9 protein-coding genes are annotated in these 16,667 nt (G+C 39.2%); 3 read left to right on the top strand and 6 right to left on the bottom strand.

Translation table 11 applies throughout. The annotated features are described in order from the left end of the window. Positions 1 to 85: 85 nt before the first annotated feature. Positions 86 to 751: a recombinase family protein gene (locus Q0465_RS09090; protein WP_298615328.1), complete on the bottom strand. Its 666-nt coding sequence runs from the start codon at positions 749 to 751 to the stop codon at positions 86 to 88. A 407-nt stretch (positions 752 to 1,158) separates the two neighbouring features. Between Q0465_RS09090 and Q0465_RS09085 the strand changes: the two genes are divergently transcribed. From Q0465_RS09085 to Q0465_RS09075, 3 genes are read left to right on the top strand one after another with little or no spacing between them, the layout of a single operon-like run. Further along, positions 1,159 to 2,235 carry an efflux RND transporter periplasmic adaptor subunit gene (locus tag Q0465_RS09085; protein ID WP_298615325.1) on the top strand — a complete coding sequence of 359 codons (1,077 nt, stop codon included), beginning with the start codon at positions 1,159 to 1,161 and terminating at the stop codon, positions 2,233 to 2,235. 41 nt (positions 2,236 to 2,276) lie between these two features. Continuing rightward, positions 2,277 to 5,426: an efflux RND transporter permease subunit gene (locus Q0465_RS09080; protein ID WP_298615322.1), complete on the top strand. Its 3,150-nt coding sequence runs from the start codon at positions 2,277 to 2,279 to the stop codon at positions 5,424 to 5,426. Beyond that, entirely contained in the window at positions 5,423 to 6,853 is a 1,431-nt protein-coding gene (locus Q0465_RS09075) for a TolC family protein (protein ID WP_298615319.1), read from the top strand. The genes Q0465_RS09080 and Q0465_RS09075 overlap by 4 nt, the downstream gene beginning before the upstream one ends. A 146-nt stretch (positions 6,854 to 6,999) precedes the next feature. Here Q0465_RS09075 and Q0465_RS09070 read toward each other — a convergent pair whose 3' ends face one another. The 5 genes from Q0465_RS09070 to Q0465_RS09050 all read right to left on the bottom strand — a co-directional run bounded on the left by Q0465_RS09070 (position 7,000) and on the right by Q0465_RS09050 (position 16,649). Then, on the bottom strand, positions 7,000 to 9,894 hold the full coding sequence (locus Q0465_RS09070; protein ID WP_298615317.1) for a pitrilysin family protein: 2,895 nt from the start codon (positions 9,892 to 9,894) through the stop codon (positions 7,000 to 7,002). A gap of 17 nt (positions 9,895 to 9,911) precedes the next feature. Further along, complete coding sequence (locus Q0465_RS09065) at positions 9,912 to 13,157, bottom strand: S41 family peptidase (RefSeq protein ID WP_298615315.1); 3,246 nt, start codon at positions 13,155 to 13,157, stop codon at positions 9,912 to 9,914. Positions 13,158 to 13,522: 365 nt separating this feature from the next. Continuing rightward, positions 13,523 to 13,921: a DUF3244 domain-containing protein gene (locus Q0465_RS09060; protein WP_298615312.1), complete on the bottom strand. Its 399-nt coding sequence runs from the start codon at positions 13,919 to 13,921 to the stop codon at positions 13,523 to 13,525. Positions 13,922 to 14,120: 199 nt separating this feature from the next. Beyond that, entirely contained in the window at positions 14,121 to 15,764 is a 1,644-nt protein-coding gene (locus tag Q0465_RS09055) for a hypothetical protein (protein ID WP_298615310.1), read from the bottom strand. A 168-nt stretch (positions 15,765 to 15,932) separates the two neighbouring features. Then, a complete protein-coding gene (locus tag Q0465_RS09050; protein ID WP_298615308.1) occupies positions 15,933 to 16,649 on the bottom strand; it encodes a head GIN domain-containing protein in 717 nt (238 codons plus the stop codon). Between the last annotated feature and the right edge of the window lie 18 nt (positions 16,650 to 16,667).

Here is a 16,667-nt window from a genome sequence, read left to right as displayed (position 1 = left end):
ATCAGCGAAGCGTTAATCAGCTTTTGTTAGAAAGCATTGGTTCGTTTAGCTGAAAACAGTTTTCTATTTTCAATTCCTCCTGTTCTCAGGAAGGGGTTTCGTTGGTTTGGACTTCAGAAGCCGGGAGTATCTTTTTGGTTTTTTTTACCAGATTTCTCAAGTAGAACAGACGGACTGTTTCCGGAGAAACCTTATATTTCCGGGCGATTTTTTGAAAAGAAAGTCCATCTGCGCGGAGTTGGAAAATTTCATCAATGTGTTCATATAATTTACTGGTGCTGATACTTCCTTTCGGTCTTCCCAGTTTTATACCGGCAGCTCGTCTTCTGGCCAAAGCTTCTCTTGTACGTTGTGAAATCAAGGTACGTTCAATTTCGGCACAAAGGCCGAAAGCAAAAGCAAGTACCTGACTATTGATAGAAGTATCGAATTTATACCCTTCTTTGATACTGTGAATGGTAATTCCTTTTTCAATAGACTGATGAATAATGTTCATGATGTTTAGCATTTTACGACTTAAACGAGATACTTCTGTGATGATCAGAACATCCCCTTGTTGCAACCTTTTTAATAACGTCCCCAACTGACGTTCTGTTTCCTTTTTGGTGCCACTGACGGTTTCTGTACACCAGGTAGTAACTTGCATATCCTGCTTCCGGCAAAAATTAAGCACTTCGCTTTTTTGATTCAGAATCGTTTGTTTATCTGTACTGACACGCAGATAAGCAGCTACAATTTGTTTCCTTTCCATTTTTTGTTTTTTTCCCAAGTTGATAATATATAAGTAATTAAAAGTCGTACTTACACCGGATAACGAATTCAATACGATATTTGTTTTGCCGATTGACAGAAAAATACGATATCAGTGAATACCTGCAATTAAGTGCCGGTATCCCAAAACGGCTTGTATGCAAAAAGTGAAAAGAAGGTATATGCTCTTTTTTTTAAGAAGTAAAATGAACTGATGAAATACTGCATATTTAACCATGTTAAAAAAATAACCTACTACAAATATAGAAAAAGTTTTAATTAATAATTGGACTAGTGTTAAAGAATTGAAAATGTCTTTTTAGTCGTTAAAATGAAACAAGTCTGCCTTCAGATAAGTATATATAAACGTTTTATTCTTTTAGCTTTTGTAAAAATGATAGGATATATATGAAAAAGACGTTTATTCGGCTTATAATAGTTACGGGATTTATGCTTTTATGGGGAGCATGCCGCCAAAAAACAACTCCTTTAACGATCTCTCAATTGGTGAAGACGACAGAAGTAAAAGCATATCAAGGCTTGTTTAAAGTGACTTATCCGGGAAAATTGCAGGCTGCCTCTGATGTAAAACTCGCTTTCCGGGTTGCCGGTCCGATAAAGGATATCTATGTGCATGAAGGAGAATATGTCAGAAAAGGGAAATTGTTAGCCCGTTTGGATCCCCGTGATTATCAGCTTCAATACGATGCCGCTTATGCCGAATACATACAGGTAAAAGGAGAGTCGGAACGAATCATGCAATTGTATCAGAAAAAAAGTGTTCCTGTAAATGAATATGATAAGGCTGTTGCTGCATTGAAACGTGTCTCTGCTTTGTATAACGGGCAAAAGAACGCATTGGAAGATACCCGTTTGAGGGCCCCTTTTGACGGTTATATCCAGAATAAATATTTTGACGCCTATGAAATAGTGAATCAGGGCACACCGGTATTGTCCATGATCAATAATGACTATCTGGAAGTTAGCATAGATATTCCTTCAGTAGACTATATCCGTCAGGAAGATTTTGCCGAATTTAGTTGCATAGCTGATGTCTATCCGGATGATGTTTTACCTCTTGAATTTTTGGATATTACCCGTAAAGCTAATTTTAATCAATTGTTTAAGGTCCGGTTTCGTTTGAAAAGAGAACCAAAACAAAAACTGAATCTGGCTGCCGGTATGAGTGTCAGTGTTACAATTCAGTATATCCCCTTTGCTGAAGATCTGTCTATTATACCTATATCTGCTCTTTTCTGGAGAGATTACCGTTCCTATGTATGGCTTTTCGATGCTAACGACGGGAAAGTGAGAATGATGCCGGTGGATGTAAAGCGGGTCCTGAAAGATGGGGAAGTGATTGTGGAATCGGATTTACGTCCGGGAGAGACAATCGTTTCTGCCGGAGTGAATGATCTGAAAGAAGGACAGGTCGTCAGGGTTTTGCCTCCCGTTCCGTCTTCCAATGTCGGTAAACTTTTATGATACTGTTTCACTTTTGATTCTTAACTATTCAATTTTCAAATATGAATTTTACCGAGTATGCATTAAAAAACAGAGCTTTAGTATATTTCCTTGTCGTTGTACTTATTGTAGGAGGCATTTATTCCTTTATGACGATGAGTAAACTGGAAGATCCGGCTATTACGGTTAAACAGGCTATGGTGATTACGGCTTATCCGGGAGCAAATGCTTTTCAGGTAGAACTGGAAGTAACCAATGTACTGGAAAAGTCCATACGTTCTATGGGAGATCTGGATCATGTAGAATCCCGTTCTATGGATGATGTTTCTGAAATTTTAGTGGAATTAAGCAGTACTGTACCTTTGGATGAATTGCAGCAAAATTGGGATATCTTACGCCGCAAAGTTGCAAATGTACAATCTCAGCTCCCGAAAGGAGCACAACCTTCTTTGGTGATGGACGACTTCGGGGATGTATACGGGATGTTTTATGCAATGACCTCTCAGGGATTCGGTTATCAGGAAATGATGGATTATGCACAATTGGTGAGGCGGACAGTACTAGATATTGACGAAGTGAGTAGCGTGGATATATACGGAGAACGCCAATCCTGTATCGATATCCGGATATTGGAGGATAAGATGGCTAATCTGGGTGTACATCCCGCAGAGGTGATCCTGACCCTTAATAACCAGAACCAGACAGTATATTCAGGTTATTATAATAGCGGAGAAAAACGAATCCGGGTGGGAGTAAACGGAAATTTTACCGATATCAATGATATCCGGAACCTGTTGATACGGGGACATGAGGAAGACGAACTTCGCCTGGGAGATATTGCAGATATCTCTAAAGGATATGTTCAACCGGCCCGGGAAGGAGTATTATATGATACCCTCCCTGCGATTGCAATTTCTATCGCTATGCAAAAAGGCGGAAATATCATTCAGTTGGGGAAAAAAGTGGATCGGAGATTGGCAGAATTGAAAGAAAATATTATTCCGGCCGGAATCGAGTTTCAAAAAGTATTTTTCCAGCCGACCCGGGTAAAGAATGCGATAAACGTATTTATGGTTAATCTGATAGAATCCGTATTGATCGTAATTTTTATCGTTATGTTATCGATGGGGTTCCGTAGCGGTTATATCATCGGAGCCGGTCTGGTTATTGTCGTACTGGGTTCTTTTGTGGTTCTTCATATGATGCATGGTACGCTGCAACGGGTTTCGCTGGCTTCCTTTATCATCGCTATGGGTATGCTGGTGGATAATGCCATTGTGATTGTGGACGGAATTATGTTCGATTTGCAAAGAGGGGTAAAAAAACCGGCTGCTTTGGTAAATATTACGAAAAAAACGGCCTGGCCGTTACTGGGGGCGACAACGATAGGAATCCTGACTTTCTTACCTATTTTTCTTTCTCCGGATACGACAGGGGAATATGTCCGGGACTTGTTTATTGTGTTGGCGGTATCCCTTTGGCTGAGTTGGATATTGGCTTTAGCTTATGTGCCCATACAGGCAGACCGGGTATTGAAGGTGAAAGGTAAACCGGTAAGTGAAGAGGTTATATATAAAAAGAAAGTATATCGATTTTACCGGAATATCCTGCAGTTTTCATTGCATTACCGTTGGATGGTAATCCTGGTACTAGTGATTTTATTAGTCATCAGTGTATGGGCTTTCCGCTTTGTACGACAGGGCTTTTTCCCGAATTTAAGTTATAATCAGCTTTATATTGAATATCAGATGCCTTACGGGACGAATCCCGAGATCGTTAAAACAGATCTGGCTTCTATGGAACGCTATCTGATGAGCCGGCCTGAAATTACCGCGGTAACCACCAGCCTTGGCGGAACGCCTTCCCGGTACAATCTGGTACGGACGGTTGCCGAGCCTGCTTTAAGTTATGGGGAGTTGATTGTAGATTTTACCTCACCTGCCACTTTGAAAGAAAATTTGAACGGTTTGCAAAAATATTTGTCGGAACATTACCCTCAGGGATATGTCCGTATGAAACAATATAATCTGATGTATATGGATTTTCCGGTGCAGTTTATGATTTCCGGTCCGGATCCGGCTGTTTTAAAGAGTTTAAGTAAACGGGTGGAAGATATTATGCGTCACGATTCTACTGTCATACTGGTGACAAATAACTGGGGACCGGAAACTCCTGCACTGGATGTGAGGTATCACCAGCAGATTGCCCGGGAAGCAGGACTTTCACGGCAGGATGTCAGTCTGGCTTTACTGGCAGCAACCGAAGGGTTGCCCATCGGCTCTTATTACGAGGGGGAACACGATCTGCCCATTTATATCAAAAGTGTAAATGAACGGGGAGAACGTCCGGAACGGATTGATAATATACCGGTATGGAGTTTGACTCCTTCCCTCAATGGATTGAATATGGAAACGGTCAAAGAATTAATGGTTGGTATGATCTCTGAAGATGAAATTTTAAGCGGATTAATCGGTTCCAAACCCTTAAACCAGACCACTAACGGGGTAGACATGACTTGGGAAGTACCCTTGGTGAGGCGTTATAACGGACAACGTTCGATCTCTATCCAATGTAATAATGCTCCGGGCTTTACGACCGCTGAAGCGCGGAATAGTTTATTGGCTAAAATCGACTCTATTCAGTTGCCTGCGGGGTATAGCTCTGAATGGCAGGGGGAATATCTGGCCAGCACACAGTCAGAACAGTATTTATTCAAAAATGTGCCTATCGCCATTGTCCTGGTCTTGATTATCCTCATCGCTTTGTTCGGGGATTTTAAAAAACCTCTGATGATTTTGTTATGCCTGCCACTGGCTGTGATTGGGATTGTTGCCGGAATGTTACTGGCAGGGAAGGAGTTTGGCTTCGTCGCTATTGTGGGAGCTTTGGGATTGGTCGGTATGATGATTAAAAACGGAGTGGTTTTGGTAGACGAAGTAAATATTCAGATCCACAGTGGGAAAAAACCGTTTTTAGCTTTGCTGGACGCATCCTCTTCCCGTTTACGCCCTGTATTATTGGCTGCTATGACGACGATTTTGGGAATGATTCCGTTGGTCAATGATGATATGTTCGGTGCTCTGGCCGTAACGATTATGGGCGGATTGTTTATCGGGACGATTATTACCTTAGTCATTTTACCCGTATTGTACGCTGTATTTTATCGTATCCGGCAGAAAAAGACAAGAAATGTTGAGAATGTAATGTTATGAAAATGAGATTTATTATCCTGATCTTTTTGCTCGGTAGCTGGGGGACTACTGGTCACCTGGCAGCTCAGGTGCAGCTTTCCCGTCAGCAATGCCGGGAGATGGCATTGGAAAATAGCAAACAGATGGCAATTGCCGGAAAAGACAAAGAGAAAGCCCTTTATACAACCAAATCGGTGAGGGCAGATTATTTTCCGAAAGTATCTGTTTCCGGATTCGGTTTTTACAATCAGGAAAAATATTCCTATAAGTTGAAAGGGGGATATTTACCCACTTATATACCGGACGAACAGGGACAGTTACAGCCGAATGTCCTGTTAAATCCTGAAACCGGTAAACCCGTAATGGGAGCAGACGGTCTGCCCGTTTTCAAAGAATATGCTTTTTTGCCGGATATCGGCATAAAGATAGGTTTGAGAGGGGTTTATATGGCGGGAGTACAAATTTTGCAACCTGTATATATGGGGGGCAAAATCCGGACGGCTCATCAGATGGCTAAAACAGGAGAGTGGATGGCCAATGAAAATTTACGGTTAAACCGTTCCGAAGTTTTGCTGGAAACCGATAGAGCTTACTGGCAGTTGATGCGGGTACAGGAACAAATCCGGGCTGCTGTTGCCTACCGGAAAGTAGTGGGTGAATTGATGCAGAATATAGAAGATGCTGAGCAGGTCGGCATGACTTCCAATAATGAAGTCCTGAAAGTAAAAGTTAGGTATAATGAGGCCGAACTGATGCTGCAAAAAGCCGAGAACGGTTTGGTACTTTCCCGTATGAATTTGTGCCGGCTGATCGGTTTGGATTTACATACGGAAGTCGTGATCAAGGATACTTTACCGGAAACCATTACTCCCGGTCTTCTGGGAGAAGGGGAAAATATTACCGAGCGACCCGATTATAATCTGTTGAAAAAAGAGGTGGAGCTGAAAGAGAAACAAATTCGTTTCACCCGTTCAGAATTTCTTCCCCAGGTAGGTATATCCGTCGGATATGGATATGGGGGAGGTTTGGAACTGAACGGAAATACAGATGCCAGTGCTTCTTTAAATGCGATGGCTTCGGTCCAAATCCCCGTATTTTATTGGGGAGAAGGCAGGAATAAGGTCCGGGCTGCCCAAATCGAACAGGAAATGACTCAGCTGAATTTGGAAAAATCTGCCCAACTGATGGAGCTGGAAGTTGCTTCTACCCGCTTTAACATCAAAGATGCACAGAAAAGAATAGAGATGTGCCGGGATGCTTTGGCTCAGGCGAAAGAAAATCTCTACATCAGTCAAGCGGAATATGAAGGCGGAATGGAAAGCCTTTCCAATTTACTCGAAGCGCAAGCCCAATGGCAGGATGCCTGGAGTCAGTGGGTAGATGCAAAAGCAGCGCTTCAATTGAGTGAGACTGAATATTTGAAAGCCATTGGCCGTTTAGGTGACTAAGGAAGAAGTGTTATCGCCTGGTTCGTAAAAATCACTCCGCCGGTTAATGAACTTCCGGCCCTGAAAAAATGAATTTATCAGCAACTTTCGGTTCATTAACCTGAGAAACGTTAATCTGCTGTCGGTAAAAGCTTGTCTCTGGTTTTTTATTTAATGGAATTACCAAATATTTTTTTTCTATCGATTATTTTCAGATTTCCGAATCGTTTCAGAGCTTCCACATTAATCCTTGTCGGATTTCCGACAATAATGTAACAGGTCGTTTGATTTTTAATGTTGTTATTATAAAACTCCCGGATTGTCGACATATCCATTTCATTTAATTTTTGAATCAGTTCCCGGTTCGGGTCGGAAGAATAACCGTAGAATTTCCCGAGAGCAACTGTACCTGGCAAATCCCGGAAAGAGGGATAAGCATCGTTAATGTAGTTCAGATTTAATTGCCTTACATAAGGTGTAAATTCCGGTTTTTCAGGCATATTTTTTAATAAAGAATCCAGGACACTTAAAGCATTTATCGTTTTGTCCGCTTGAGTAGAAAGTGTACAATTCAGAAAACTGCCTTTCTCCCAGTTGAGCGGATCAGGGCGGTGGTGATAGCCTATTGCAGAATAAGCAAAAGACCGGAATTCCCGGAGTTCCTGGAAAATTAAAGATGACATACCGAGCCCGAAGTAACAGTCGAAAAAGAGACTGGAATCCCGGAAAGCCATGCTCATTTCTGTTTTGGACGGAGTATAACTGTAAATGATGGATTGGTTTGTATAGGGATTGCTTACAAAAAATACGGTCGGCCGCTTATATTTTACGATCGGTTCAGAGACCGGACCAAATCCTTTTTGAGAGACTTCCTCTGTCAGCAGGTATTTCCGGGCAGCTTCTGCTAGGGTAGAAACCGGTAATTTCCCGGAATAATACAGATTACATTCTGTTTGCAATAAATCTTTAAATAAACTGACATATTCCGCACCTCCTTTGGCTTTGATTTGTTTTAAAGGCCATGTTTTTAAATAAACTGAATTTTCTTTCCATATTACATAATGCGCAAGGGCTTTTCCCATGATTTCCGGTTCCCTTTGCATTTGTAGCCGGCTTATTTTTTCTTCGCTGAGGGTTTGTTTAAATTGCTTTTTATCGGATGTTATTTGCGTCAGAAAGTGATGAATAAGCGCGAGTGTTTGATCGAAATTTTCGTTTATTCCCGAAATATATATATAGAAAAATTCACTGTCACCGTTAAAAATCACGTTTCCTCCGGTCTTTTGAAGAGCCTTTCTGAATTCTTTAAAAGGAAGGCTGTCTGTTCCTAAATGGTTCAGATAGGCAGGTAAAAATTCCAGAGCCGGATCGGCTGCAACTCCTTTTTTATAGGCTAGGGTTAATTCAAAGATGTTATTGACCGGATTTTCTTTTGCATATAGAGTTACTAAAGGAGAAAGGGAAAACGTAGTCACGTCTTTTTCAAAATCAATGGTGCGGGGAGGAATGACGGACATCGAGGCCGCTTCTTTTTTTAATTTTTGGGCATAAGCCGAACTTTCTGCCCGGTGAGAAGGAATTATGGGTTCGAAGTCCGGTTTGTTAACCCGTTCTTTCCGGTAACGTCCGTTTTTTTTCTTAAAAAATAAATAGTTGGGAGTGAAATACCGGTTTGCTATTTTTGTAATATCTTCTTTTGTAAGGGCGTCTATGATCTCAGGAGCTTTTTGATAGTCTGTCCAGTTCCCGCCTTGTGTAAAAAGTTGTGCCATTTGTTCTACCCGGCTTTTTGGTGTTTCCTGTGCTTTTTCGAAAGCTGTTTTCAGGCTTAGTTTGAGATCGGCCAGTTCTTCTTCCGTAAAATCCCCTTTTTTAATACGGTCAATTTCCCGGGTTACGATTTGTTGAGCTTTACGGTAGGATTGGAAAAGGAATTTCGGTACAAACATGAGCACTATAGCTCCGGCCTCATTCAGATTGAGTTGTTCAATACCGGCACCCATTAATTTTCCGTTTATACTCAATTGATCCAGATAACCGGTATTGTTTTGATTGCTCAAGAGATTGAGCGCAATCCTCAAGGCATAGATATCGGGAGAATTAGCGGGAATACCCCTCCAGGCAATGGCTCCCATCTTTACAATGGGTATCGGAATCCGGATTTCTGCCGTTTCTTTCCCCTGAAAAGCGGGCAGGTCAACCGGTTGAGAAACAGGGGCCTTCCCGGCTTTTATGCGGGAGAATTTTTCCCGGATCTGTGGGATAATTGCTTCGGAGTCGAAATCACCGCTTAAAATTAAAGCCATATTTCCCCCTACGTAATATTCCTCATAAAATTTCATCATTTCTGATAACTGTGGATTTTTCAGGTGTTCCGTTGTTCCGATAATGGGATATTGATAGGGGTGGGGAGTATAAAATAACCTTGTTGCTTCCAGAAAAGCTAATTCATAATCGGAATCTTCGTGCATGTTTTTTTCTTCATAAACGGTTTCCAGTTCGCTTTGAAATAAACGGAATACCGGATGAATTAATCTTTCACTGTACAATTCCAACCATTGACTGATGTACTGGGGATTAAAGCTATTGTAATAGAAGGTATAATCGTAGGAAGTTGCAGCATTGAGTCCGCTTCCCCCGAATTGGGAAATCAGGGTATTGAATTCGTTGGGAATTGCATATTGAGCCGCTGCAATGCTCATCCGGTTAATTTCTTTTTGAATTCTCCGTCGTGCGGATTTGTTTTTTGTAATAGCCAGCGTATCGTATTGTTGGGCGATAGAATCCAGATATACTTTTTCTGATGCATAATCGATAGTACCGATTTTGTCAGTCCCTTTGAACATGATGTGTTCAAAATAATGCGGAATACCTGTGCTGGGACTATCTTTAGCTCCGGCCTTTACCACTATTCCCCCAAAAACAGTAGATTGGGAATGATCTTCATTTAACCAGACCGTTAATCCGTTGTCCAGGGTAAATGTCCTTACCTCTAATGCAGATTGTGCCTGTAGCCATCCTGAAAGGAGGCTACAGGCAATTATAAAGAATAGGTTTTTCATAAAATTTTTAAAGTATTTTATTTTCCGGATTTATTCGGGAAAGTCGGGATTGCTGGTTCCCGGGGTGCTTCTGTTTTCAGCTTTTCCAGAATAACCTCGATGGCCTTGTTCAATTGTTCGTCATCTCCCATATATTCTTTATAAGGATCGTTGTCGATTTCGAGATGAGGAGTAACTCCGCTTCCTTCAATGATAAAACCGCTTCCATCTACAGCAAAAGGTGCATAAGAAGGAGTTACGATAGCTCCCCCGTCTACTACCGGTACAGTACCGCTGTAACCTACTACGCCTCCCCAGGTACGGTGTCCGATAATTGTGCCCAGCTTATTGTATTTGAATCTGTAGGGGAATAAATCTCCGTCAGATGCCGAATATTCGTTTACCAGCAATACTTTCGGTCCTACAAAGGTACCCACCGGATTGACAGACCCTTCTTTCTGATTTGTATGCATAGTGTAAAATGTCGGGGTACGCAGTAAACGTTCTGTAATCATAGGAGATACATTTCCGCCTCCATTTCCGCGGTCGTCGATAATCAATGCTTTTTTACCGAGCTGAGGGTAATAATGTTTTACGAATTCATTCAAACCGGCAACTCCCATATCCGGAATGTGGATATAACCTACTTCTCCGTTTGTAGCTTCATTGACTTTACGGATGTTGTTTTGTACCCAATTGTAATAGTATAGTTGCGATTCGTCTTCGAGGGGAACGACCAATACCTTCCGTGCTCCCTTTGCATCTGCAACGGTATTTACTTCTATTTCTACGGTTTTACCGGCTTTATCTACCAAATGTTTAAACAGATTATCGGTATCTTTTAACGACTGTCCGTTAATGGAAATGATGTACTCTCCTTCTTTGACATTGACGCCAGGCATTGTCAGGGGTGAACGGGTAGCTTTATCCCAGTTGGCTCCTTCAATAATTTTCTTTACCCGGAAATAACCGGAAGCGTCTTTTTCAAACTGAGCTCCCAGTAATCCCATCGGAATCCGGACAGGTTCAGGATGTTCCCCGTTTTCGGAATAGGCATGGCCTACACTTAATTCTGCTATCATTTCGCCTATGATATAGGTCAGGTCGGTTCTATGGTTTACATAAGGAACCAATACTTTGTATTTTTCCCGTACTCCATCCCAATCCACTCCGTGCATATTTCTGGCATAGAAAAAGTCGCGCATTTGCCGCCAGCTTTCATTATAGATCTGCATCCATTCCTGATGGAAATCGATGCGTTTTTTTACATCTTTTAAAGATATCGGTTCGGAAATACTTACAGGCCCGTTCGGGATATCAATGACCTGCATGTTTTTGCCTTCCATGGCAATTGCTTTTTTATAGGCAGGCCCGAAACCGATGTAAGCTTTTAGGTTTGTCTCTTTTTTGGCGTTCAGATCGTAAACCTGAGTTTCTCTGCCCCGGTTGTAGTATACTTTCTGTCCGATCATGTGTATGTTGTAATAGTAAGAGGCAGGAACCGGCAATTCCACAACCCGGTTATTCAGGTTTTCAAAATTGTAAACAAGTGCTTTTTCGGTAGATTCCGTTTGTTTCGCTTTTGGTTTTTTATCTGTTTTTTCAGACTTTATTGCTTTTTCAGCCGAAACCGGTTTTAAATTATCGTTTTCCGGAGCAAACGGAATGAGGGCGTCCTCTGTTAAAGGTAATAGATATACTTTGTTCATATTGGCATAGGCATGGTTCCATTCCGTCTGGCTGTATATCGGATTAAAAGTACGGGCAGAACTAAAGACCAGGTATTTTCCGTCGGAACTGAAGTTGGGAGAACTGATATCGTACCAGCCGTCTGTCATTTGATGTTTTTCCTTGGTAGCCAGGTTATAGAGGATAATGTTGCTCGTATTTTTTTCCGGACGTACGTAGGTCAGGTATTTACTGTCGGGCGACCAGTTGTAACTATAGAAAGTTCCGATTCCGGAAGTTTCTACCGTTTCTGTTTTACCGGTGGTTACATCTGTAATATTTAACTGATTCTGTTTATCGTTCCAGGCTATTTTTTTACTGTCGGGCGACCAGAGAATGTCGAAGATATAGGTTTTCAGATTTTTTGTCAAATCCTGTTCTTTACCGGTAAATACGTCCCGGATCCAAATATTGAACTCTCCGTTTTTGTCGGAAATATAAGCTATTTTTTGTCCGTCGGGCGACCAAGTCGCAGCAAAGTCATTTGCATCGGAAGAATTCGTCAGGTTGTAAGTAATTCCCTCTTTTGCCGGTACGGAAAATAAATCTCCACGGGCCGTCAGTAATACCCGTTCTCCGTTCGGGGAGATATCAATACTGCGGAGTTGATCGCTTACATCTTTCAGTTGGGGACGGGAATATAATTGGTCATTATCAATTTCTATATTGACTTTGGTAGCCTGTTTATTCCGAGTGTCGAATTTGTAAATATATCCTCCCTGTTCGTAAACGATCTGATCATTTCCGATAGAGGGGAATTTGATGTCGTAATCTTTTGAGAACGTCAGCTGTTTGGTATTTTTATCGTTTATATTGTATACATAAAGGTTCATGACGTTATCGCGGTCGGAAATGTAGTAAATTTCATTTCCGTCAGCAGACCACATGGGAATAATATCCTGCCGGATGTTGTCGGTAATTTTCTCTGATTTTTTAGTATCAAAATCGAAAATACGGATATCATCGGCCATCCCACCCTGATATCTTTTCCAGGTTCTGAATTCCCGGAAGACGTAATTATAAGCCAGCTTTTTCCCATCTGGGGAATAAGAAGCGAAACCACCGTTTTTCAGGGGAATTTCGGTAACATCCCCTCCTTCTACGGGGACAGTAAAGAGCTGACCCGTAAAGTCATTAAATGTATATTGACGGGAACGGAACAGAATATTTTTACTGTCCGGTGTCCAACCCATTACGATATTATTAGGACCCATCCGGTCTCCTAAATCGTCTCGGCCGAGGGTGGCGGTGTACGTAATCCGTTGGGGCTGTCCGCCTTCTGCAGGCATGACAAAGACTTCTGTATTTCCGTCGTACTGAGCGGTAAAAGCAATATATTTCCCGTCGGGAGAAAATTTAGGGAACATTTCATAGCCAATATCAGAAGTTAACCTCCGGGCTGTCCCTCCCTTAGCGTCCACTGTATATAGGTCTCCAGCATAGGAAAACACTATTTTATCTCCCTGAATGTGCGGGAAACGTAATAATCTGGCTTCTTTTCCGTATGTACAGAATACAAATGCCAGTAAAAAGACAAATAGTAAACATTTTTTCATAATGGATGTTTTTTATTTATGATTGTATTTGGATAAATAAAACATTTTGAATACCTCTAGCACAGACGCTTTTCCTATTGGCGAACTTACAAAAAATACCGTTAGAAATAATCAGAATGAGGAAAAAATAATAAAAAAACCTGCACAAACAAAATTGAATTACATTACCGATTATCGCTTGGTCAAATAGTCGAGTAAAATTCAATCGTCGTGCAGGCACTCCAGTGGTGATGAATAAGGGATATTTGGGTCTATCCCGGAGTATCTTTATAACGTTTACTGTTTTCTTTAAAAAGTTTGCCATGCCCCACTTGGGAAAGGGCACAGCAAACACAAAATTGACTTATTATCAACTTGGGATATCTTTATTTTCTAATTTCGAATTCTCCAACTTGCGTTGCTAGCTCTTCACTATAACAAGAAATTTTGTAGTTTCCTGCCTCTAATTCTTTTATATCTATTGTATAAGTCCCATTTTTATAGGCTATTGTTTTTTCTGTTAAAACAATGGATTTTGCCTGTTGGGATTCTATTTTAAAAGTTACTTGACCTAAATCATAATAGAAATTGCAATCTATTGTCATGTTATTTTGAGATAAAGTTCCTTCTAAATATATAGGTACTTCATCTGTTGGGTATACAAGATCTCCATCATCTTCACCTAAAAATTCAATATCTTCATCTGTATAATATGTAGATGAAAAAACAGGAATGATCATTAAACTTGTTAATACTACTAGTACGCCAAGAAATTTTGTTTTCATACACACTTTTTTTATCCTCTAAAACTTTTTGGCAAATTTAAAGCAAATCCCACTCTCCTTCCAAATCATTTTGTGGGACAAAAGAGGGGACAGATGAAAATGTAAAATTTTAATAATTAGTTATATAAATCTTAAAATAAGGTGACACTTCTAAAAAAAGTTATTTTTTATTCAAGATTTTTATTAAGTTTTGAAGAAATCACATTTTAATTAAGTAATCTTCCAAGCTAATTTTATTATTGTCATTTCCTAGAATTTTTACTTTCAATCTATATTTCCTTTTCTTAAAAGCTTCAAAAGTAATTCGGAATACTTGAGCAATATCATTAATATCCCATTCATGCCTGAGCATATAGGCTAACATGACTTCATCTATATTTAACTCTGGAAATTTATGTTGAAGTTTTTCAATAAAATTATTATCAATATTTGTCAAAGCAGAAAAGAGACGTTGAGAATAATCTTCTTTTTGAGCTTTTAAAGAATTTTCGAATTCGTAATAGACTTTATCTGGAATTAATTTTATGTTTTTTGTTAAAAGGAGTTCCAGTTTTTCGTAAGCACTGCTATTATCTGCAATTAATTCTTTCGATAAAGCAAAACCCCATTGCGTTTTTGCAATCTCTTCGGATAAATGAGCGTTTTTAACTTTTAATTTCCGATGAATCCAACTAAAATATAAAGCTATTATACTAGCTGCTAGCGCAATGGTTAGTGAAATAGTAAAATACCAAAGACTTCTATTACGATCTCTGAGATTTTCTTTTTCCTTTTCTGCTAGAGCATATTTTTGTTCTAATTCTTTTAAAACTTCTTTTTCGTGATTAGAATTTAATTTGTCTTTTATTTCGTTATATAATGAATTAAATACACATGCTTGTTTATAGTCTTCTTGTTCTTTAGATATTTGAGAAAGATTTTTATAACAGTTAGCTAGATTAAATAAATTGTTTTCTTGTTCTGCTGCTTTTTTCATTTTTAATCCATAATATTTACAGCTATCTATTTTAGATTTTTGACGAAATATATTAATTATTCTATAATAATAAGGCGATTTCATTGACAAGTCACGTTCTTCAAGTAAAGATATGCATTCCTTACTAATGATAAGTGCGCTATCAATATTTCCTGTATTTTGAAGTAGAAAACTTTTATTATTTAAAATACTAGCGTATAACTCTGAAACTTGTGGATCATTTTTATTATCAATATGTTTAATGATTTCTAACATATGATTAGAATTTTCTTTCGCTAAATTATATTTCTTTTGTTTATTATATATTAGATTTAGTTGTCTAAGTGAATATACCATATAAAGTGAATCTTTTAAGCTTGAGTAAATCTGATTAGATTTTTTATAGTATAATTCTGCTTCAGATAAATTTATCTGTTTGTATTGAATTTGTCCTAACCAATAATATATTAATCCAAGAATGTGATAATCTTCTTTTGAACTTTTTTCAAAATTGATTTCCGCAGTTTTTAACAATTCGTATATTTCTTGAGGATCTTCTTGATATTTAGATAAATAATATTGGGTTCTGGCTAGGGCATAGTAATCTTTTTTGCTGCTGTAATACTTTTCAGCAATAAGTAGAGTAGAATCATTTTCCAATTGATTTAAATTTTTATCTGCCATTGCGGCTTCCAGCAGATAATAATAAGCTTTTTCGGCTTTACTAAGTTTTGCGACATCTAATGTTGTTAAACTATCCGCTATAGCTTGTGGATTGTCTTCCAATATTTTATCCCATTGGGTTAATTTTACCATATAAGGAGTAAGTTGAGTATCACAGGCGAATACTCCTAAAACTATTAAAATCGAAAAGCAGTATCTATTCATCACACACCGATATTTGATACAAAAATATACTAACTTTGATAATATAGCAATGTTTTGATTAATCTCTTTAAAATAAGATGATTTTTTTTATTGAATTTAAAAAAAGCACCTACTTTCCACTGTGGAAAGCAGGTGCCCGCCTAATAAGATACGTCTAACTTTATCTTATTATTTTCGTGTCGCTTGTCCTCCTGAGGTGAGTTTCTGGCTTTTTATTGTCGGATTCCCTCTATAAATTAGGTCAGAACCGGTACTCATATAATATTCCAATAATTCAGAAACTTCTATTGTAGCCTTAGCGCCTGTCGTTCCTTTTATGTTTGCAAATTTTACAGGGAAGTCTGCAGCATTTAAGTTTCCGCTTGTACTCATTTGTACATCAATTTTTTCCGCTTTCCCTTTTAAATAAATATCCCCGGAAGTTGTGATGGAAGTTTTTACAGTTACTGCTTCCAAATCTAAGGTCATTACCCCCGACGTTGTGGCTTTAAGGTCTATGTTTGTACATTTTAATAGCTGAGTGCTTTTTAACATAGCTCCCGTAGTGACCGATAATTTTTTGACTTGGGGTAAAGTTACCTGTACTTCAAGTGACTGTGCATTTTTGATTTGAACATTTTCAGGAAAATGTACTCTTAATGTATTCTCCTCTACCTCGGTTTTTAAATAAGGCAGAATGTTATCGTCAGTTTTTACCGTTATGCTGTAGTTTTCACCAGGAGTTACATAAAGATTTATACCTTGTGAAACTGCAATACCAGAAAAGGCTGTGACAGATCTTTGTTCCGTAATGACGCGTCCCGACGCTTTGATCGTTTTTTGTTCTTTCCCATTCCAGGAGGTCAGGGAAATAAATATAAGAGATAATAGAATAAGTAATTTCATTGGTCTTTCCTTGTTTAT

It is taken from the genome of uncultured Odoribacter sp. (assembly GCF_937966165.1).
In the GTDB taxonomy this organism is placed as follows: Bacteria; Bacteroidota; Bacteroidia; order Bacteroidales; family Marinifilaceae; genus Culturomica.
Note: the sequence above shows the minus strand (reverse complement) of the source record. Positions and strands in the feature narration are given on the sequence as shown.

Bases quoted from the DNA above. Each gene is read 5' to 3' on its own strand.
- Q0465_RS09090 (WP_298615328.1), bottom strand. From the start codon at position 751: ATGGAAAGGAAACAAATTGTAGCTGCTTATCTGCGTGTCAGTACAGAT.
- Q0465_RS09085 (WP_298615325.1), top strand. From the start codon at position 1,159: ATGAAAAAGACGTTTATTCGGCTTATAATAGTTACGGGATTTATGCTT.
- Q0465_RS09080 (WP_298615322.1), top strand. From the start codon at position 2,277: ATGAATTTTACCGAGTATGCATTAAAAAACAGAGCTTTAGTATATTTC.
- Q0465_RS09075 (WP_298615319.1), top strand. From the start codon at position 5,423: ATGAAAATGAGATTTATTATCCTGATCTTTTTGCTCGGTAGCTGGGGG.
- Q0465_RS09070 (WP_298615317.1), bottom strand. From the start codon at position 9,894: ATGAAAAACCTATTCTTTATAATTGCCTGTAGCCTCCTTTCAGGATGG.
- Q0465_RS09065 (WP_298615315.1), bottom strand. From the start codon at position 13,157: ATGAAAAAATGTTTACTATTTGTCTTTTTACTGGCATTTGTATTCTGT.
- Q0465_RS09060 (WP_298615312.1), bottom strand. From the start codon at position 13,921: ATGAAAACAAAATTTCTTGGCGTACTAGTAGTATTAACAAGTTTAATG.
- Q0465_RS09055 (WP_298615310.1), bottom strand. From the start codon at position 15,764: ATGAATAGATACTGCTTTTCGATTTTAATAGTTTTAGGAGTATTCGCC.
- Q0465_RS09050 (WP_298615308.1), bottom strand. From the start codon at position 16,649: ATGAAATTACTTATTCTATTATCTCTTATATTTATTTCCCTGACCTCC.